General features: G+C 60.1%; 18 protein-coding genes. 8 read left to right on the forward strand and 10 right to left on the reverse strand.

Annotated elements, in window-relative coordinates; all coding sequences use genetic code 11:
- From PA598K_RS30635 to PA598K_RS30650, 4 genes are all read right to left on the reverse strand, one after another.
- On the reverse strand, positions 1-1822 hold a 1822-nt coding region (locus PA598K_RS30635; RefSeq protein ID WP_148092014.1), incomplete at its 3' end, for a condensation domain-containing protein.
- Complete coding sequence (locus PA598K_RS30640; protein WP_128660584.1) at positions 1819-2694, reverse strand: thioesterase II family protein; 876 nt, start codon at positions 2692-2694, stop codon at positions 1819-1821. The genes PA598K_RS30635 and PA598K_RS30640, both read right to left, overlap by 4 nt.
- Before the next feature lie 184 nt (positions 2695-2878).
- A complete protein-coding gene (locus PA598K_RS30645) occupies positions 2879-4807 on the reverse strand; it encodes an FtsX-like permease family protein (RefSeq protein WP_128660585.1) in 1929 nt (642 codons plus the stop codon).
- A complete protein-coding gene (locus PA598K_RS30650; protein ID WP_128660586.1) occupies positions 4782-5555 on the reverse strand; it encodes an ABC transporter ATP-binding protein in 774 nt (257 codons plus the stop codon). The genes PA598K_RS30645 and PA598K_RS30650 overlap by 26 nt, the downstream gene beginning before the upstream one ends.
- 237 nt (positions 5556-5792) lie before the next feature.
- On the opposite strand from PA598K_RS30650, the gene PA598K_RS30655 reads away from it, so the two are divergent.
- Entirely contained in the window at positions 5793-6674 is an 882-nt protein-coding gene (locus PA598K_RS30655; RefSeq protein WP_128660587.1) for an ROK family protein, read from the forward strand.
- A gap of 73 nt (positions 6675-6747) precedes the next feature.
- Positions 6748-7404, forward strand: a complete 657-nt coding sequence (rnhA, locus tag PA598K_RS30660; protein WP_128660588.1) for a ribonuclease H — start codon at positions 6748-6750, stop codon at positions 7402-7404.
- Between the two features lie 668 nt (positions 7405-8072).
- On the opposite strand, the gene PA598K_RS30665 is transcribed toward rnhA, so the two are convergent.
- Positions 8073-8960 (reverse strand): LysR family transcriptional regulator, encoded by an 888-nt coding sequence (locus tag PA598K_RS30665; RefSeq protein ID WP_128660589.1) that lies wholly within the window; start codon positions 8958-8960, stop codon positions 8073-8075.
- A gap of 111 nt (positions 8961-9071) precedes the next feature.
- Between PA598K_RS30665 and aroC the strand changes: the two genes are divergently transcribed.
- Complete coding sequence (gene aroC / locus PA598K_RS30670) at positions 9072-10127, forward strand: chorismate synthase (protein WP_128660590.1); 1056 nt, start codon at positions 9072-9074, stop codon at positions 10125-10127.
- Positions 10128-10205: 78 nt separating this feature from the next.
- Here the strand turns inward: aroC and PA598K_RS30675 are convergent, their stop codons facing one another.
- Positions 10206-11408: a MalY/PatB family protein gene (locus tag PA598K_RS30675; RefSeq protein ID WP_128660591.1), complete on the reverse strand. Its 1203-nt coding sequence runs from the start codon at positions 11406-11408 to the stop codon at positions 10206-10208.
- A 232-nt stretch (positions 11409-11640) separates the two neighbouring features.
- Here PA598K_RS30675 and PA598K_RS30680 point away from each other — a divergent pair, with 232 nt between their 5' ends.
- The 3 genes from PA598K_RS30680 to PA598K_RS36675 all read left to right on the forward strand — a co-directional run bounded on the left by PA598K_RS30680 (position 11641) and on the right by PA598K_RS36675 (position 13343).
- On the forward strand, positions 11641-12528 hold the full coding sequence (locus PA598K_RS30680) for a LysR family transcriptional regulator (RefSeq protein WP_128660592.1): 888 nt from the start codon (positions 11641-11643) through the stop codon (positions 12526-12528).
- 94 nt (positions 12529-12622) lie between these two features.
- Positions 12623-13033 carry a rhodanese-like domain-containing protein gene (locus tag PA598K_RS30685; RefSeq protein ID WP_128660593.1) on the forward strand — a complete coding sequence of 137 codons (411 nt, stop codon included), beginning with the start codon at positions 12623-12625 and terminating at the stop codon, positions 13031-13033.
- A gap of 172 nt (positions 13034-13205) precedes the next feature.
- Positions 13206-13343 (forward strand): hypothetical protein, encoded by a 138-nt coding sequence (locus tag PA598K_RS36675; protein ID WP_185602324.1) that lies wholly within the window; start codon positions 13206-13208, stop codon positions 13341-13343.
- A 358-nt stretch (positions 13344-13701) separates the two neighbouring features.
- On the opposite strand, the gene PA598K_RS30690 is transcribed toward PA598K_RS36675, so the two are convergent.
- From PA598K_RS30690 to PA598K_RS30705, 4 genes are all read right to left on the reverse strand, one after another.
- A complete protein-coding gene (locus tag PA598K_RS30690) occupies positions 13702-14121 on the reverse strand; it encodes a hypothetical protein (RefSeq protein ID WP_128660594.1) in 420 nt (139 codons plus the stop codon).
- A gap of 137 nt (positions 14122-14258) precedes the next feature.
- Positions 14259-14813, reverse strand: coding sequence for a chromate transporter (locus tag PA598K_RS30695; protein ID WP_128660595.1), 555 nt, complete (start codon positions 14811-14813; stop codon positions 14259-14261).
- Complete coding sequence (locus PA598K_RS30700; protein ID WP_128660596.1) at positions 14800-15447, reverse strand: chromate transporter; 648 nt, start codon at positions 15445-15447, stop codon at positions 14800-14802. Before PA598K_RS30700 ends, PA598K_RS30695 begins: the two co-directional genes overlap by 14 nt.
- A 2-nt stretch (positions 15448-15449) precedes the next feature.
- Positions 15450-15932: an Lrp/AsnC family transcriptional regulator gene (locus tag PA598K_RS30705; RefSeq protein WP_128660597.1), complete on the reverse strand. Its 483-nt coding sequence runs from the start codon at positions 15930-15932 to the stop codon at positions 15450-15452.
- A 219-nt stretch (positions 15933-16151) separates the two neighbouring features.
- On the opposite strand from PA598K_RS30705, the gene ggt reads away from it, so the two are divergent.
- Together ggt and PA598K_RS38390 are read left to right on the forward strand one after the other, a co-directional pair.
- Positions 16152-17732 (forward strand): gamma-glutamyltransferase, encoded by a 1581-nt coding sequence (ggt, locus tag PA598K_RS30710; protein ID WP_128660598.1) that lies wholly within the window; start codon positions 16152-16154, stop codon positions 17730-17732.
- Positions 17733-17768: 36 nt separating this feature from the next.
- On the forward strand, positions 17769-18161 hold a 393-nt coding region (locus tag PA598K_RS38390), incomplete at its 3' end, for an amidase family protein (RefSeq protein ID WP_260405700.1).

Below are 18161 nucleotides of genomic sequence, written 5' to 3' on the forward strand. Positions count from 1 at the left end.
GCAGGTAGGCGCCGCCCGCCTGCAGGATGCCCAGCAGCGCCGCCGGGATGAGCGGAGACGGTCGCAGCCGCAGCGCGACGATCTCCTCCGTCGCCAGACCCGCTGCTCGCAGCCGGCGCGCGATCCTGTCCGCCTGTTGCGCCAGCGCCGCATAGCTCAGCTCGCCGTCCCTGCTGCGGACCGCGATCGCCTGCGGCGTCCGGCGCGCTTGCTCGGCGAACCGACCGTCGATCGTCCCAGACGTGTCGGCAGGCGCGCTCCTGTCGCCGATCAACTGCTCGCGCTCCTCGGCGGACAGCATCGCCAGCTCGGCGAGCGTCCGCTCGGGGCGGTCGGCAAGCGCCAACAGCAGGCGGCGGTAATGCGTCAGGATCGATGCGATGCCCGGCGAATCGTAGCGCGCGTGGCCGCTGCCCAGCGTCAACTCCACCCGCTCGCCGACAGTGACGGCCAGCGTCAACGCGTAGGGCGTCGCTTCGTCCAGCTCATAGCCGCCTACCGTTAACCCGCCATCCGCCGAGCGCATCGCCTCGGGATCGACCGGGTAATTCTCGACGACGACGATCGAGTCGAACAAGCTCTCGCCCGGCGCCGGACCGTTCTGCTGGATCCGCGCCAGCGGCACTGTCTCGTACGGCGCTCGCTCGCGCAGATCGGCGGCCACACCGCTCAACAGCTCGCCGATTGTCGACGTCTCGGTCATGCGTACGCGCAGGGGGACCGTATTGATGAACAAGCCGACCATCGACTCGATGCCTTGCAGCGCTGGAGAGCGGCCAGACACTGTCGTCCCGAATACGACATCGCGTGTCATGCCATAGCGCTGCAGCAGCAGCCCCCAGGCCGCGAACAGCAAGGTTGCGGGCGTCACCCGATGCTGCTGCGCAGCCTTCATCAGCCGCTCCGTCTCCCCGGCGCTGAGCAGCAGCGTGCCCGTTGCCCGCTCGCCGCTCTGCTCTGCCTCCTCGGTCTCCCAAGGCAGACGCGTCGTCTCCTCCAGACCGTCCAGATACGCTTGCCAGTAGGCGTCTGCCGCCGCTGCGTCCTGCTGTTGCAGCTGCTGCACATAGGCCTTGAACGGCAAGGGATCGGCTGGAGGCTTGTCCGCCCCCGCGCCGTAAGCGGCGAAGAAGCGGGCCAGCAGCAGGCCCGTGCTCCAACCGTCGTAGAGGATATGGTGATTGCAGATGAGCATCGCGCTGCGCTGCTCGGTCAGTCGGCAGAGCAGGATCCGATAAGGCGGCTCCGTCAAGTCGTAGCCGCGAGACTGCTCATCCCTCCGCAGCTCGGCCAGCGCCCGCTCGGGCGCCGACTCGCCGCTCAGATCGTGGATGACGATATGCGGCTCATGACGCTTCAGCACGATCTGCACCGGCTGCGACAGTCCCTCCCAGCGGAACAGCGTACGCAGCATCTCCGTCGAGGCGGCGACCTGTCGCCAAGCCTCGCGGAAGGTCTCGGTCACGACCTCCCCCTCCAGCCGAACGAGGAATTGCACCTTATAGGCCGCCTCTCCGGGCTGCCTCAGCTCCTGCAGTAGCATCCCCTCCTGCATCGGCGTCAGCGCCAGCATATCCTGGACGTCTGATCTCGCGATCGTCCGAGGCTTGCGGGCATTTGACTGCTTCTGAGGCTCGATCATCGCGTGAGGCGCTCGAGCGTCTGGCTGACTCTGCGACTCCGTTATCGTACGAGGATCTCGAGCTCCTGGCTGATTGTGCGGCTCCGTTATCGTACGAGGCTTGCGAGTGTCCGCCTGATTGTGCGGCTCCGTCATCGCGTGAGGTTGTCGAGCGCCCAGCTGATTGTGCGGTTCCGTCATCGCGTGTCACCCCCTTTGTCATGCGGTCGTACGACCGTCGTCATGCTGCCCGTCGCGCGCCGGGAGCCGGAGGCTGGTCCGTCGGACAGCCGTACGTCCTCCTGGCGATGATCCGTTGGGCTAACGTCCTGCTTTAGAGCAGCCACGGAGCCATCCGCCTCCCGCAAACCGATCAAGGTGTCGCGGACGATGCGCAGCACCGTCTCCGCATCCTCATGGATGAAGAAATGTCCGCCCTCGCATACGACCACCTGACATGCGCCGCGGCTATAAGCAGACCACGAATCCATCGACGCGGCCAGCCCCTCCTGTCGACCTGTCATGACCGTCATCGGCATGCGCAGCTCGCCTGCCGGCGGTTCGGGTCGATACCGCTCCAACAGCGTGTAATCGGCGCGCAAGATCGGCAGGAACAGCTCGCGCGCCTGCGGATCGTCCAGCAGCTCTACCGGCGTGCCGCCCTTCTGCTCCAGCTCCCGCCTCCAGTCGGCATCGCTCATCTCTGTCGCCGGACGCTCCCGCTCCAACGGGATATGCGGCGGCAACGCGCCTGACAGGAACAGATGGACGGGAGCTCGCAGCCCGGAGCGGCAGAGCAGCAGCGCCGTCTCATAAGCCAGCTTGGCCCCCATGCTATGGCCGAATAGCGCGTACGGCTTGTCCGGATGCCGGGCGAGCGTCTCCTTGATGCGCCCGGCCACATCGCTCGCAGCCTCCGCCATATCGGCGTAGAACGGCTCGCCGATCCGGCTGCCCCGGCCCGCCAGCTCGACGGGCACGATCTCGATATCCGACTGCAGCGGGACGCGCCATCTCAGATAGATAGAAGCCGACGCCCCGGCGTAAGGCAGACCAAACAACAGCATATCCATCAACGTCACCTCCCTTGATCTAGGGCGTGTTTGCAAACCCGCTCAGGGGCATCTTAGGCTGCCTTTCCGCCCCCTGCGGCGTCACTTTTGCTTGCCGTACCCATAGGTAACGCCTTCACAAAAGTTCCTGGGATGGAACGGAAATTCAGCCCAATCTGCTACCCTCCGAGTATGCAAACACACCCTACACCATTACCTTGCGCAGCGCGCGGACGTACAGCCAGCGGGCGAGCAGGAAGTAGACCGTCTGCAGCGCCAGGAAGCCGCCGGAGGCGAGCAGCACTGGCTCGAAGAACACTTGGATGTTGACGGCGGTCAGGAACGGTCGTACGACGACCATCGTCTGCACGGCCGCGACCACGATCGGCACGAAGAACAGGATGGCGATCTGGCGCGATGCGACGCGCCTCATCTCGATCTCGCTCAGCCCGATCCGCGATAGCGCATGGTACATCCGAGCGTCTCCGGCGAGCTCGGTATGCAGCTTGAAGTAGAGGAAGCTGGCCGCGCATAGCGAGAACAGCAAAGCGATGAACAGACCGATGAACGTAAACAGCATCGTCGCTTGCTTCACGATAATGTATTGGACGCCTCGGGAGTCGAGATAACCGGCGGTGTTGTCCGCCTGGGACAAGCGCTCATCGATGAGCCGACTAATCGTCAGCTCCGGCGCGTCCCGGCCAGGTACGCCGTCATTCCACTCGGGCACGTCATACCAGTACGAAGGATAAGTGGTGTAGCCATCGGCCTGCTCCGCAGCCTCCCGAATCTGCGCGAAATCATCGTCCGGGACGATCAGCAGGTTGCTCGAATTGCCCAGGCCGCCGAGCTTCTCTTGCAGCATCACCTTGGATGTCAACCAGGTCTGCGGCGCGTGCTGGAGGGCGACGCGCTCGCCATCGGACCAAGGCTCGGCCTCGCGGGTGTCGGTTCGGACGACGAGGGCTGTGCCTGGCGCGAGCTCCGCCTGAGGCACTTGCACGAGTTGGGCGAGAGCATTGTAGACCGATAGCGGCATCGTCTCGAGATAATGCTCTTGTCCGTTCTCCTGGTTGACGGTGCTGTAGAGCCGGTATTGTACGATCTCGCGATACGGGATGTCTTGCTCCTCCAGCGTATCGCGGATGATGGCGCTATTCTCGTCGGCCTTCTCGTCGAAGGTCAGATAGATTAGGGAAAACGGCTGCTTCTCATACTCCTCGCGCGCGGTCTGGTCGATCGCCAGGACGATGCCGGTGCTCATGCTGGCCAGCGCCGTCATAACGGTGATCAGGAACAGCATCCGCGCATTGTCGCGCAGCTTGTAGGCGAGCTCGGAAATCCATAGCAGCCGTACGCCCTGCCGTAACCGGCCGCGATTGCGCTTCAGCAGACGCACGAAGAGCACTGTGAGCTGCGAGTAAAAGAAGTACGTGCCGGCGATGCCGGTGGCGGCAGCGACCAGGATCGACATCGGCGTAAGATGGACCCATAACGCCAGCAGCCCGATGAGTAGCAGCGACGCGCCGAACAGCGCGAGCAAGATCGACACCTTCGGCTCTTTTTTGGGCTTGCTGCTCCCCTGGAGCAGGTCCAGCACCTGATTGCGCCCGAGGAAGATGAGCGTACACGCCGAGACGACCAGGAACAGGATGAAGAAGGCGACGGCCGTCAGGACAAGCGCTCTTACCGGCAGGTACATCGGCAGCGACTCCTCACCGAGATTGGCCGTGCTCAAGCCGAGGAAAGCGTAGGAGAGCGGAAAACCGCCCGCCAGCCCGGCCAGGATGGCGATGATGCCGACCATCATATTCTCGGTGAAGACGAGCCGCCGCAGTTGGCCCGGACTGGTGCCGAGGATCGTCAGGATGCCGAACTCGCGGTTGCGCGACTTCAGGAAGGCGCTGATCGAATACAGGACGAAGAAAAAAGCAAAGACATAGACGATCGCCGAGGCGGCGGTCATACCGGCGGCTGTGCGCGCCCCCATCTCCGCGTCGCGAATGGCCGGATGGAAGACGAATACCGCATAGCTGAAAAACAGCATCACCATAAAAGCGCTGCTGAGCAGGTAGGCGATGTAGGCGCGCAGATTGCGACGGACGTTGTTATAGGCGAATTGACGAAAGCTCATCCGTCTGACCTCCCCAGGACGAAAGTGTGTCGATGATCTGTTGGAAAAAAGCCTGACGGCTCTCGCCGCGCTGAATCTCGCCGGCGAGCTCGCCATCCTTGATGAACAGGATGCGGTCGCAGTAGCTGGCGGCGAGCGGGTCGTGCGTCACGAGCAGGACGGTGGTGGCATCGACGCGATTGATGGAAGCCAGCGACTCCATCACCTGGCGCGAGGAGCGGGAGTCCAGCGAGCCTGTCGGCTCATCGGCCAGGATGAGCGAAGGCTGGGCGATGATGGCGCGAGCGATTGCGGTGCGCTGACGTTGGCCGCCGGAGATTTCATAGACCCGCTTGCTCAGGATGTCCTCAATCCCTAGACGAGCCGCGGCTTTGGCCAGCCGCTTGTCCATCTCGTCCAGCTTCACATGGTCAAGCGTGAGCGGCAGCACGATATTTTCCTCTACAGTCAAGGTGTCCATCAGGTTGAAGTCCTGGAAGACGAAGCCGAGCTGCTGGCGGCGGAAGCGGGCTAGCTCGTTTTTGTTCATCCGCTGCGGGTCTTGGCCGTTAATGATAACAGTGCCGGAGCTGGGCTTGTCGATCGTCGACACCAGATTGAGCAGGGTCGTCTTGCCGCTGCCCGACGGTCCCATGATGCCGACGAATTGGCCTTGCTGTACAGTGAATCGAATAGCATGGAGGGCGCGCGTCGCGACCTTGCCCGGATAGATTTTTTCAACATTGGCGACTTCCAGCATGTTGTTCATTGCATTATCCCCTTTCGCAGACCGTTGGCTGCTGTTGCTGCGTTTTTTTCCTTATGCTACAGGATAAAGCTCAGTTTCTTTATGATTTTCTCTTAAGAATTCCTTAAAGGTGCTTTTGTGGAGCGAAGCGCGACATGTGACGCGTTTGCTTTACTTGCGGTCGATTTTCACGTACTCTGGATATGGACAATATGCGCGGGGCGCATAAGATAACAGATGGATAGCGAGGGACATGGAATGACGCGTATTGGAGCAATTGAAGCCGGCGGCACCAAATTCGTGTGCGGCATCGGCAATGCAGAGGGTCAAATCGAGGATCGGGTCAGCTTCCCGACCGGCGTGCCGGAGGAGACGCTGGCGCAGGTGATCGACTACTTCCGGGACAAGCAGGTGGAGGCGATCGGCGTCGGCACCTTTGGTCCGATCAACATCGACAAAAACAGTCCGCACTATGGATACGTTACAACGACGCCAAAGCCGGGCTGGAGCAATTATAACTTCCTGGGCACGCTGAAGCAGGCATTCGACGTCCCCTTCGGCTGGGATACCGACGTCAATGCGGCGGCGCTCGGCGAAGCGACCTGGGGCGCAGCGCAAGGGCTGGATAGCTGCGTCTACTATACGATCGGCACGGGCGTCGGCGTCGGCGTCTACACCGAGGGCAAGCTGGTGCATGGACTCGTCCATCCCGAGGGTGGGCATGTGCTGCTGCGTCGTCATCCCGAGGACACCTATGCGGGCTTCTGTCCGTATCACGGCGACTGTCTGGAGGGGCTGGCAGCCGGTCCGGCGCTGCTCGGACGCTGGGGCGTCAAGGGGCATGAGCTGCCGGAGGATCATCAGGCGTGGGCGTTCGAAGCGTATTATATCGCGCAAGCGGTGACCAACTCGATCCTCATGCTCTCGCCGCGCAAGATCATCCTCGGCGGCGGCGTCATGCATCAGCGTCATCTGTTCCCGATGATCCGCGCAGAGGTGCTCAAGAACCTCGCAGGCTACGTCAGCGCATCGGAGATCGTCACCGGCATCGACAGCTACATCGTGCCTCCGGGTCTGGGCGACAACGCCGGTCTGAGCGGCTCGGTTGCGCTCGGACTGCGCGCGTTGGCGGAAGCGTAGCAGGATAAAGCGAGAGATGAGGATGCTGTCCGGCTAGTGCGGGCGGTACCTGCATTCTGGAAGGGAGCGAGGCATGGCCAAATATTATGTTGTCTGGCAAGGCAAGCAGCCCGGCATCTATAGCAGCTGGCCGGAGTGCCAGAAGCAGGTGAACGGATATACGGACGCCAAGTACAAGTCCTTCCCGACCAAGGCAGAGGCGGAGCAAGCGTACCAGAAGGGCTGGAAGGGCTATTGGGGCAGCCAGTCGGGCGGCAAAAGCAAGGCGGCTGGCGCAGGTGGCGGCGTCCGCAGACGGACCAAGGCGGAGGAGCCGGCAGGCGAGATCGACTATGACAGCATCTCGGTCGACGTCGGCACCAAGGGCAATCCCGGTCCGGTCGAGTACAAGGGCGTCGATACGCGCACCGGTCAGGTCATTTTCGAGAAGGGCCCAGTGCGCAAAGGCACCAACAACCTCGGCGAATTTCTGGCGATCGTCCATGCGCTGGCGCTGCTGCAGTCGCAGGGCAGCAGCAAGACGGTCTACAGCGACTCGGTCAACGCCATCAAATGGGTCAAGCAGAAGGCCGTCGCGACGACGCTGCCGCGAGATGCGAGCACCGAGGAGATCTGGGTGCTGGTGGACCGGGCGGTGCAATGGCTGCAGACCAACTCGTACGACAACAAGGTGTTGAAATGGAACACCAAGGCGTGGGGCGAGATCAAGGCAGACTACGGTCGGAAATAGCCGCCCTTCCGTTTCGACTGACGGTAAAAGCGCGGGCTGAATATTTTTTTAAAAAAACATGTTTCATACCGGATCGAAACGGGTAATAGAAATCAAGATGGGAAGTGAGTTTAGATAATCAGACGACAGACGGATGCGCAAGCGTTGGTATTCCGAAAGGTTGTTGATTGCTATGCACTCTCAGTTAAGGAGGAGAAGCAGGAGAGCACGACTGCTCCGCTATCTCTACGGCAAGGTCCCGCACAGCTGGAAGCTGGCATGACGTGCGGGTGGCAAGATGGTACGACCTGAATCACAATTATTCGCTTCCCATTGATTACAAGCTCTGCGGCATCGCGCCGCAGGGCTATTTTGTTTGACTGCCGAATGCTGGTTGTGCACAAAACAGGCGGAATTGGGGATAGAATGTGCGTAAAAATATAATTAATGTGGGTAAATAGTTCGTATATGTGGATAAAAATGTTGAATATGTGGATAAACATGTGTATAACTAGTTTCCCTAGGGGCGATCAGTTAATTGGAAGCGGAATATGGGTGTAACTGTGGATAATGAGCATAATATTCAGACAACATCCGTCAAAATGGGGATAAGTAGCGCGAAATCTGTGTATATATCGGTTCAAAATGTGAGTAACTTCACTCCTGAACGCAGAAGAAGCGCCTTATGTCTATAAGCTCGTTGCCAGCAGCCTCGCGACGAATGGCTCGGCTGCTAGAGCCAGCTTGCGCTCGCCATGGAGGGCCAGGCCGATCTTACGGCGAGGTAAAGCGCGCTCCGTCTCGAGCTCGATCAAGCGGCCGTCGGTCAGCTCCTCTTGCACGAACGCTCGAGTAAGCAACGCGACGCCGAAGCCAGCCCGGGCAAATTCCGTCAGCAGCTCGACGCTGCCCAGCTCGATATCCGGCTCATAGGCGCAATGCTCTATCGCAAACCATTGCTGGGCAAAGGAACGGGTGCTGCTCTCCTCCGAAAAAGACAAGAGCGGCAGCTCGGCCAGCTCCCGTGTCGAAAGCGGCCGCTCCGCCAAATGCCTGAAGGGCGCGCCAACGAAAAAGCCATCCTGCAGCTCGGCGATCGGGTGAATCGTCAAGCCTGAGCCAGTCGCCGGCAGATGGACAAGTCCGCAATCGAGACGACCGTCGCGGATGTCTTGCAGGATGGAGGAGGTCTTAGCCGGTGAGAGCCGAATCCGGATCGAGGGATGCTCGACGTGGAAGGCATTGAGATGCGGCAGCAGCACATGCTTGATGAGCGACTGGCTGGCGCCGATCCGCAGCTCCCCTTCGGCGAGCTGCTTCATCGCGGCGACGCGGGTTTCGCCGGCCTCTAGGACAGTGAGCGATTGCTCGACATAGGCGAGCAGCTCGCGGCCTTCCTCCGTTAGCACGACGCCTTTGGGCAGACGGTGAAACAGCGATACACCAAGCTCCGATTCGAGCTGCTTGATCGCGTAGCTGACGGAAGGCTGGGTGACGTACAATTGCCTTGCCGCATGGGTCAGATTGCCGGCGCGAGCCGTATACAAAAAGATTCGATACCATTCCAGATTGATCATGATATAAATCCTTTCTATGATAAGAGTAGTTTATTGTAATTTCATTTATTTCACCATCTTGATTATAATACGTATAAATTGTTTTTTACAGCGCTAGAGGAGGAATCATCTATGGCAGGCAATACTTTTGGGGAACGATTCACCATTACAACCTTCGGCGAGTCCCACGGCGTGGCGGTCGGCGTCATCGTCGATGGGGTGACACCGGGCGTAGAGATCGACGAGCCATATATCCAGCGTCAGATGGACCGCAGACGTCCGGGTCAGTCCTCGGTGACGACGCCGCGCAAGGAGTACGATGTGATCCGCATCGTCTCCGGCGTCTTCGAGGGTCGGACGACCGGCGCGCCGCTCACCATCATGCTCAACAATCATGATATGCGTCCGTCGGCTTATGATGCGATCCAGCACGCCTACCGTCCCGGGCATGCCGACTACACATATCAGGAGAAGTATGGACACCGCGACCATCGCGGCAGCGGGCGCGCTTCGGGCCGCGAGACAGCCGGACGGGTCGCGGGCGGCGCGGTCGCGCGCAAGCTGCTGGAGCGGCGCGGCGTCGAGATCCTCGCGTATACGAGGGAGATCGGCGGTATCGCCTGCGAGACGATGGACGAGTCGCAGATCGAGCTCAATCCGGTGCGGGCTTGCGATCCTGAAGCAGCCGAGCGGATGGTGCGCAAGATTGAAGCGCTTGCAGCGGCGGGAGACAGCTGCGGCGGCATCGTCGAATGCCGGATTCGCGGCGTACAGACCGGTCTGGGCGAGCCAGCCTTCGACAAGCTCGACGCCGAGCTGGCGCGCGCGATGCTGTCGATCGGCGCAGTCAAGGGCATCGAGTTCGGCGCAGGCTTCGCGGCAGCGAAGATGCAGGGCAGCGAGCATAACGACGAGATGGACCAGCAGGGCTTCCTGACCAATCATGCAGGCGGCATCGTCGGCGGCATCAGCACCGGCGCGGAGATCGTCTTCCGCGTCGCCGTCAAGCCGACCTCGTCGATCTCGGTGCCGCAGCGTACGGTCAATCAAGCCGGCGAGGAACAGACGATCGTCACCGAAGGGCGCCATGATCCGTGCATCTGTCCGCGTATCGTCCCGGTCGTCGAGGCGATGGCGGCGCTGGTGCTGGAGGATCATTACAAGCGGCAGAGCGCCCTGCACGGCTAAGCCTGAGCCATACGAAAAAAGATGCCCCGCAAAGCTGCGAGCTGTGCGGGGCATTGGTGTCGGTTAAGGCGTATGCGGTTAGCTGGATGCGCCTGGAACAGTGTCCGGCATAGCGGCGATGGCGGCGCGGCAGAACCGCTCCAGCGCTTGGGCGAGCACCGAGCGCGGGCAGGCGACATTGATGCGGAGGTAGCCGGAGCCCTCATCGCCGTACACCGAGCCTTCGTTGAAGGCGACGCCCGCTTCCCGGTACATGAGCTGCTTGAGCCCGGCGATATCGCGGCCGAGCCCCCGGCAGTCGACCCAGAGCAGATAGGTTGCCTCCGGCTTCATCGGCACGACCTGCGGCAGGTGCTCGCCGAGGTAGTCGATCGCGTAAGCGAGATTCTCCTCGACATAGGCGAGCATCGCATCCAGCCAGTCGGCTCCTTCGGTATAAGCGGCTGTAATCGCGTCGTTGTTGAAGTAGTGCATCATATGGATGCTCAGCGCCTTCAGCTTGTAATCGAAGCGGCGCTTCAGCTCGGGGTTCTGGATGACTGCGTAGGACGATTGCAGACCGGGAAGATTAAACGTCTTGGTCGGCGCCATCGCCGTAATCGTCCGTTGCGCCAGATCGGTCGAGATCGTCGCGGTCGGCAGATGCCGATGGCCAGCGAGCACGAGATCGGCATGGATCTCGTCGGAGGCAACGATGACATCGTAGCGGGCGCACAGCTCGCCGAGCCGCTCCAGCTCCGCGCGCTCCCATACGCGTCCGCCGGGGTTGTGCGGGCTGCAGAGCAGCAGCAGGCGCGCGCCGCCCTGCATCAGCGACTCGAGATGGTCGTAATCCATCTCATAGCGCCCGTCTCGGATGACGAGCGGATTGTTCGCGACCTGGCGGCCGTTCATTTTGATTACGTCATAGAATGGGTAATAGACCGGCGATTGCAGGATCACCGGGCTGCCAGGCTCGCTGAACAACTCGACGCACAGGCTGAGCGTCGTGACGACGCCGGGCACATCGGTGATCTGAGCGGGCGTGACGTCCCAGTCGTGGCGCTGCTTCAGCCAGCCGACGAGCGCTGCTGCATAGTCGTCCGAGCGGAAGGTGTAGCCGTAGACGCCTTGCTCGGCTCTGCGGATCAGCGCTTCCTGGACCGCGGGCGGACTGGGGAAGTCCATATCGGCCACCCACAGCGGCAGGATATCGGGATCGCCGAACAGCTTGGCGGATTGGTCCCATTTATAGGAGTGAGTGTTGCGACGGTCGGGTACCTGGTCAAACGAATAAGTCATATCTCGGCATCCTCCTAAAGCTTCTATATTCTCCGGAATGAAACGGCTGCGGCCCGTCAAAGGACGAATACAGCCCTTTCACCTTGAATTCAAAGATTCACCTCGTATTATAACATGAAACAGGCGCTGTGCGTGATGAGCACTGACCGTTATAATAAGTAGTAAAAGCTGCCGTTGCGCTCATATCGATCATGCCGGGCTAGCCAGCGCGCTAAGAGCAGGGGAGGCGCTCATGGAACTGACCTACCTCAAGACGTTTCGCGAAGTGGCGAAATGGGGAAACTATACGCGTGCCGCCGAGGCGCTCGGGTATGCCCAGTCCAGTGTGACGACGCAGATCCAAAAGCTGGAGGAGTCGTATGGCGTAGTTCTCATGGAACGCTTCGGTCGCCAGATGAGGCTGACGCTGGCCGGGCAGATACTGTTGCAGTACGCCAATAAAATCCATCGACTGCATGAAGAGTCCAGGGAAGCCGTATCTTGCCAATCCAAAGGAACGCTGTCGATCGGAACGGTCGAGACGCTGGCCGCCTTTTATCTGCCGCCTCACCTGGGCGCATATCGAAGCAATTACCCTGATGTTAATGTCATGATCCAGCCGGGCAACGAGCCGGAGATCATCGAGGCGGTCAAGGAAGGGAAGCTCGACATGGGTATTATTCTGGACCCGCCTTTCGCGGATGCGGAGCTTCATACCGTCGTTCTGAGAGAAGAGCCGTTGATCATCATCGTCAGTCCGGAGCATCCGCTGGCGGCTCGCAGCGAGGTGCGGGCGATGGATCTGGATCACGAATCCCTGATTTTGACGGAAGACGGTTGCACCTATCGGGCCATGCTGCTTCGCGTGTTGAATACGCATCAGATCGGATATCGAATCGCCTATGAATTTGGCAACTTGGAGGCGATCAAGCAATGCGTCATTAACGGCCTGGGCGTCGCGTTATTGCCCCGCATTGCGGTTGCGGAAGAGGTTCGAAAAGGGCAGGTTGCTCCATTGCCATTCGTCGATCCGGCTTGTCGATTTTTTACGCAGCTCATCTATCCGAAGAAAAAATGGCAGTCGAACGCATTTCGTGGATTCATCGAGCTTCTCGGCGTCGTAAATGATCAAAATGATTGATGGTAACCATCGATTCCTATCGATAACTCCATTCGCAGAAGCCGTGCTATAGTGTTGTCAAGCAATCGACATCCTATATATGGAGGGAATGCCAATGGAAACAGTCCGCTCGTTAGTGCTCGAAACGCCCGCCGCTTCGCCGGAACAAGCCCATCGCCATTATATCAACAAGCTGTCCGTAGAGACGGACGCATCGGACGTATGCGACGATCTGAAAAACGGGGTGGCCGACTTCCTGTTCGTCGACGTTCGCAGCGCCCGGGCTTACGAAGAATGCCATGCGGTCGGAGCAATCAATCTGCCATCGGACAAGATTACGGCCGAGACGACAGCCGGATGGGACAAAAAGAAACTGATCGTCGTCTATTGCTGGGGACCGGCATGCAACGGCGCTGCCAAAAGCGCGGCCAGCTTATCTGCACTCGGCTTCCAGGTAAAGGAGATGCTCGGAGGCATCGAGTATTGGCGCAGGGAAGGACACGACGTAGAAGGGAAGCTGGCATAATCAACCGGACACGAGGTAGAAGGGACGCGGGCACATTCGGCTGACGCGCATCATGTGGAATGAAGGAGCTTCGTAACCACCTTGTCACATCCTCCCCCATAATCGTCACATTTATCTGATATAATAAAGGTAAGTAGTGTCCGGCGATTATGCATTGGAAGGGGGAGCAGCCATGGACGTGCCTGTAGTTGTGTGGGTGGCGTCGATCATCATCTTTATCATCCTGACTTGGATGACATTCTGGGTGACGAACAAGGCCTATTCGCGCAAGTGGGAACACGAGAAGGACCATGACAGCTTGAAGTCCTGAGCATTTACGATAAAGAGCACCTGTAAGGTATCCACATGACTTGTCACGCAAAAGCACGATCCCGGTCGACAGAGCCGGGATCGTGCTTTTTTGCGTTCTCTATCATCGCTTAACTGCAAAAATACCTCTATTTATGCTCCAAAGCGTGTGAAATCGGAATTTTAATGCAAAAGTGCAGTTGTTTTTGGAAAACGTCACATTAGAAGGCAAATTCACTCCGATTAAGTGCGCATTTGCATTTATTTACCTAGTTTCACTCCTTTTCGTCGTAAATAAATGTATTTTTACACTTATCCCTGCCCAGCATTTGTTTGGGCTAATGCGTGAGATAAAAACGTTAATTAGCGGCAGGATAATGTTACTGACCGGCCCTAAGCAAGAGAGGGCGGATCGCCTCGGCCTGCTGGATGGAGATGGTGTAGAGGCGGTGCGTGTCGGTTGTTCGCATCATCGCAATATCGCCCGATTCGGCTGCCCAAAAAAAGTAAAGCCGATCTGGCTGAAATAAAAATTGGGCACGCACCATATAGTTGGGTTCGGAAATATTGACGATACCAGATCGCGCCTCAGCACTGCCCACTGCCCTGGACAAGACGCGCAATTCGCGCTGCGTATCCAGACGCTGTACCTCTACCGCTTCAGCCGGACTGAAGCTGTCGGTCTTCATGATGACGATCTGCTTCAGATCGAGCATCCCGATGCCGCCTGTCCAGTAGCTTACTGCCAGCCCGCCGACAAGCAACACAGCTATGAGGACGAGCAACGTTCGCTTGACCACTGATACATCCCCCCTTGTTCCTTTATCTGGATATACGATAGACGAGGCAGGGGGGCAGATGGTTGCATTGCTGCGTGTGCGTGTGCGTGCATGTACTTATGCTGTGATACTGCTCGCTTTGACTCAGATACTGCGCATCAGACCCAGTTCACTAACGGCACCACGATAGCGCCATAAGCAAAGGCGCAGACGATGATGATCGCCGGGTGAATCTTGCGGATCTGCATCGCCCAGAAGGCGACGGCTGCGATGAGCAGCGACTGGATGATGCCGATCGAAGCGATCGAGCTGTCGGCCATCTGCCAGGTGAGCAGCACCATCATGATCGCGATGACCGGCTGCACGAGCAGCGTGATGCCTTTGACGACCGGCGACTGGCGATGCTTGCGGAGCAGTCGCAGCATGTAGACGAGCGCGATCGCAGACGGCGCGATCGTCGCGAACAGGGCGATGAAGATGCCGACCCAGCTCCCGGCGTCGAAGCCGACAAAGGCAGCGATCTTGGTCGCGATCGGACCGGGCAGCGCATTGCCTAGCGCCAGGATGTTGGAAAATTCCTCGGGCGTCGCCCACGCGTGATTGGTGACGATCTCCCGGTACATGAGCGGGATCGACGCCGGACCGCCGCCATAGCCCAGCACATTGGCCACGAAAAAGCCGACAAACAGATTCCACCACTCAGTCCATGCCACGAGTTACGCCGCCCCCTTTCTGCTGCTGATCGCGGATGCGCTTCTCCAGCTTGCGCTCCTGCCGCAGCTTGAGCCTGGCGACCGTATTCATATGGATCGCGCCATAGGCGATGAAGATCAGGATGACGAAGGCTGGGTGGATCTGCACGCCCTGCAGCATGGCGAAGGCCAGTGCAAAAAAGCCAATGCCGGCAGGCAGGCCTAGCCCTTTGACCGCCTTCTCCCCGAACTCATAGGCCATCACGCCAAGCATGACTGCGACGACGGGGATAACCGCGCCGATCATGCCCTGGACGATCGCCGAGCCGCTCAGGAACTGGACGAAGCTGAGCAGCGCGATCATCGCCACGCTGGAGGGCAGGATGTGGGCGAGCACAGAGACGATCGCGCCGAGCGTGCCCTTCTGATGATAGCCGACATAGGCGGCCATCTTGGTGGCGATCGGCCCGGGCAGCGCGTTGGCGAGCGCCAGAATCTCGCCGAACTCCTCGTCATCCATCCAGCGATAGGCCTTCACCGTCTCGTAGCGGATGAGCGGGATGACCGAGGGACCGCCGCCGTAGCCGAGGATGCCGGTCTTCGCCATGGCCCAGGACAGCTGGGCATATACATTGCCTGTTGCGTTTTCGCTCATGGCTACAACCTCATCCCCATTCTGCTCTTATAGCGGTTGATCAGCAGCTGGCACTCGACGCTCATGATGCCGGGCAAGGTGTACAGCTTCTCCTTCATGAAGCCCTCCATCTCCTCGTTGCTTTGGAACAACCCGTGCATATGCAGCTTGCTTGGTCCGGTCATATGATACAGACTGGTGACGTACGGCTCGGTTGCGAGCTGATCGGCGACGGCGTGCAGATGCTTGGGCTCCACCTCGACGTTAAAAAACGCCGAAACCCGGATGCCGATTTTCTCCGGATTGATGACGGCGGTGAAGCGCTCGATGACGCCGGCATCGGTCAGCGCGCCTACGCGGGCCTGCACGGCAACGCGGGAGAGACCGACCTCTTTGGCCAGATCGGTATACGAGATGCGTCCGTTCTCATGCAGCAGCGCGATAATTTTACGATCCATGTCATCAATCATCGCGGCTGGCGGTTCGGATTGGTGTTTTGAGCTCATGCCGTTAAGGCTCCTTTCGATGCGATCGATTTGCGAAATGAAGTTATAAGTCGATCTTAACTTGCTATACGTTAAAATATATACGCGTTTCCGTTCGTTTTCAATACATTTCTGACTTGTGATCAAACAAAACGGTTGAATGTTGGTCTCTGAGGTGGTAGATTAATAACAGATCTTAATGTTAATTTATCTATCATCAAATAGAAAGTGGGGAATGTCATGAGGCAAGCAGTGATCGGATCGCAAGCGATGGTCGTCAGTCCGCACTACCTGGCCTCGGCTGCGGGCGCAAGAATGCTGGAGCGGGGAGGCAATGCCTACGACGCGGCGGTGGCGGTCAGCGCCGCTCTGGCTGTCGTCTATCCGCATATGACCGGACTCGGAGGCGATTCCTTCTGGCTGGGCTGGCATCATCTGGAGGGACGCGTGCGAGGGTATAATGCGAGCGGCCGCGCAGGCAGCCGTTGCTCGATCGAGGCGTTCGCCGGGGAGGAGGCGATCCCGACTCGCGGCATCCGCAGCTCCATCACCGTGCCCGGCATGGTCGACGGCTGGGCGGCGGTGCATGGCGAGTATGGCCGCTTGCCGTGGGCCGAGGTGCTGGCGCCAGCGATCGGCTACGCGGAGGACGGCTTCCCGATGTCGCCGGATCAGCATGCGCATACAGCGGCGCATCGGCAGATGCTCGCGGCTACGCCGGAGACGGCGGCCGTCTATCTGCCCGGCGGCGAACCAGCGGTAGCGGGCGAGCGCTTCCGGCAGCCGGCGCTGGCGCGAACGCTGCGCCGCATCGCCGAGCGCGGACGCGACGAATTTTACGAGGGCGAGACGGCCGGGATGATCGCAGACGCGATGACAAGCGGCGGCGGTCTGCTCACAGCCGATGATCTGGCGGCGCATCGCGGCGATTGGGTGACGCCGGTGACCGGCTCATACCGGGGATATGAGCTGTATCAGATGCCGCCCAACTCGCAGGGCTTCGCCGGGATCATGACGCTGCAGATGCTGGAGCGCTTCGATCTGCCAGCGGTCGAGCACGGATCGTACGAGTACTATCAGCTATGCGTCGAAGCGTTGAAGCGGAGCTTCCGCGACCGCAATCGGTATCTGACCGATCCGGCGTGCGCTGAGGTTCCACTGGCCCGTCTGCTCTCGCGGGAGTATGCGGCCGAGCTGGCGGCGACGATCGATCTGAGCCGGGCTTCGGACGAGGACGCGGTCTCGCTCGGCAGCGATACCGCGTATGCGGCCGTCGTCGACAGCGACGGCAACGCCGTCTCCTTCATCCAGAGCCTGTACTTCGAGTACGGCTCCGGCGTCGTCGCCGGCGAGAGCGGCGTGCTGCTGCAAAATCGCGGTTCGTTTTTCTCGCTCGATCCGCAGCATATCAACAGCCTGCAGCCGGGCAAGCGGACGTTCCATACGCTCATGCCGGCGATGGCGTGTCGAGCGGGCAAACCGGCGATCCTCTACGGGACCCAGGGCGGCGAGGGCCAGCCGCAGACGCAGACGGCGATCTTCACGCGGATGGTCGACTACGGCATGGACCCGCAGCAGGCGATCAATGCGCCGCGTTGGGTATGGGGCCGGACCTGGGGCGAGCAGACGCGCGAGCTGAAGCTGGAGAGCCGGGTCGCCCCGGAGGTGCGGGCAGCGCTGGCGGCAGCGGGACATCAGGTGCGGATGGTCGGCGCCTACGACGGCATCATGGGACATGCGCATGCGATCGTGCGTGACGACTACGGCTTCCTGCAGGGCGGCTCCGATCCGCGCTGCGACGGCGCGGCGATCGCCTGGTAGGCGGGAGCGAACAATCTACGACGGGGAGAGAGGACGATGACGAGCCATATGACGGCACAAGGGATGAACACGACGGTAGACGGGGGCGCTTATATCGACCGCAGTCTGGAGCTGGCGGCGACCGGGAGCGGGGCGTTGGACGGGATGACGTTTGTGCTGAAGGATGTATTCGATGTGGCGGGGCATGTCTCCTCGGCGGGCAACCCTGACTGGCTGCGGACGCATGGCCCGGCCGAGCGTCATGCCGCGGTCGTGGAGCGGCTGCTCGCCGCCGGCGCATCGCTGCGCGGCGTGACGGTGACCGATGAGGTGATGTACAGCATTAATGGCGAAAATGCGCACTACGGCACGCCGCTTAATCCGGCTGCGCCGGGACGCATCCCGGGCGGCTCCTCGAGCGGCTCTGCCTCGGCGGTGGCGCAGGGGCTG

Origin of the sequence: Paenibacillus sp. 598K (assembly GCF_003851045.1) — a bacterium.
GTDB lineage: Bacteria > Bacillota > Bacilli > Paenibacillales > Paenibacillaceae > Paenibacillus_D.

Excerpts from the sequence above, each read along its gene's own strand:
- PA598K_RS30640 (WP_128660584.1), bottom strand. The coding sequence starts at position 2,694 with ATGGATATGCTGTTGTTTGGTCTGCCTTACGCCGGGGCGTCGGCTTCT.
- PA598K_RS30645 (WP_128660585.1), bottom strand. The coding sequence starts at position 4,807 with ATGAGCTTTCGTCAATTCGCCTATAACAACGTCCGTCGCAATCTGCGC.
- PA598K_RS30650 (WP_128660586.1), bottom strand. The coding sequence starts at position 5,555 with ATGAACAACATGCTGGAAGTCGCCAATGTTGAAAAAATCTATCCGGGC.
- PA598K_RS30655 (WP_128660587.1), top strand. The coding sequence starts at position 5,793 with ATGACGCGTATTGGAGCAATTGAAGCCGGCGGCACCAAATTCGTGTGC.
- rnhA (WP_128660588.1), top strand. The coding sequence starts at position 6,748 with ATGGCCAAATATTATGTTGTCTGGCAAGGCAAGCAGCCCGGCATCTAT.
- PA598K_RS30665 (WP_128660589.1), bottom strand. The coding sequence starts at position 8,960 with ATGATCAATCTGGAATGGTATCGAATCTTTTTGTATACGGCTCGCGCC.
- aroC (WP_128660590.1), top strand. The coding sequence starts at position 9,072 with ATGGCAGGCAATACTTTTGGGGAACGATTCACCATTACAACCTTCGGC.
- PA598K_RS30675 (WP_128660591.1), bottom strand. The coding sequence starts at position 11,408 with ATGACTTATTCGTTTGACCAGGTACCCGACCGTCGCAACACTCACTCC.
- PA598K_RS30680 (WP_128660592.1), top strand. The coding sequence starts at position 11,641 with ATGGAACTGACCTACCTCAAGACGTTTCGCGAAGTGGCGAAATGGGGA.
- PA598K_RS30685 (WP_128660593.1), top strand. The coding sequence starts at position 12,623 with ATGGAAACAGTCCGCTCGTTAGTGCTCGAAACGCCCGCCGCTTCGCCG.
- PA598K_RS36675 (WP_185602324.1), top strand. The coding sequence starts at position 13,206 with ATGGACGTGCCTGTAGTTGTGTGGGTGGCGTCGATCATCATCTTTATC.
- PA598K_RS30700 (WP_128660596.1), bottom strand. The coding sequence starts at position 15,447 with ATGAGCGAAAACGCAACAGGCAATGTATATGCCCAGCTGTCCTGGGCC.
- PA598K_RS30705 (WP_128660597.1), bottom strand. The coding sequence starts at position 15,932 with ATGAGCTCAAAACACCAATCCGAACCGCCAGCCGCGATGATTGATGAC.
- ggt (WP_128660598.1), top strand. The coding sequence starts at position 16,152 with ATGAGGCAAGCAGTGATCGGATCGCAAGCGATGGTCGTCAGTCCGCAC.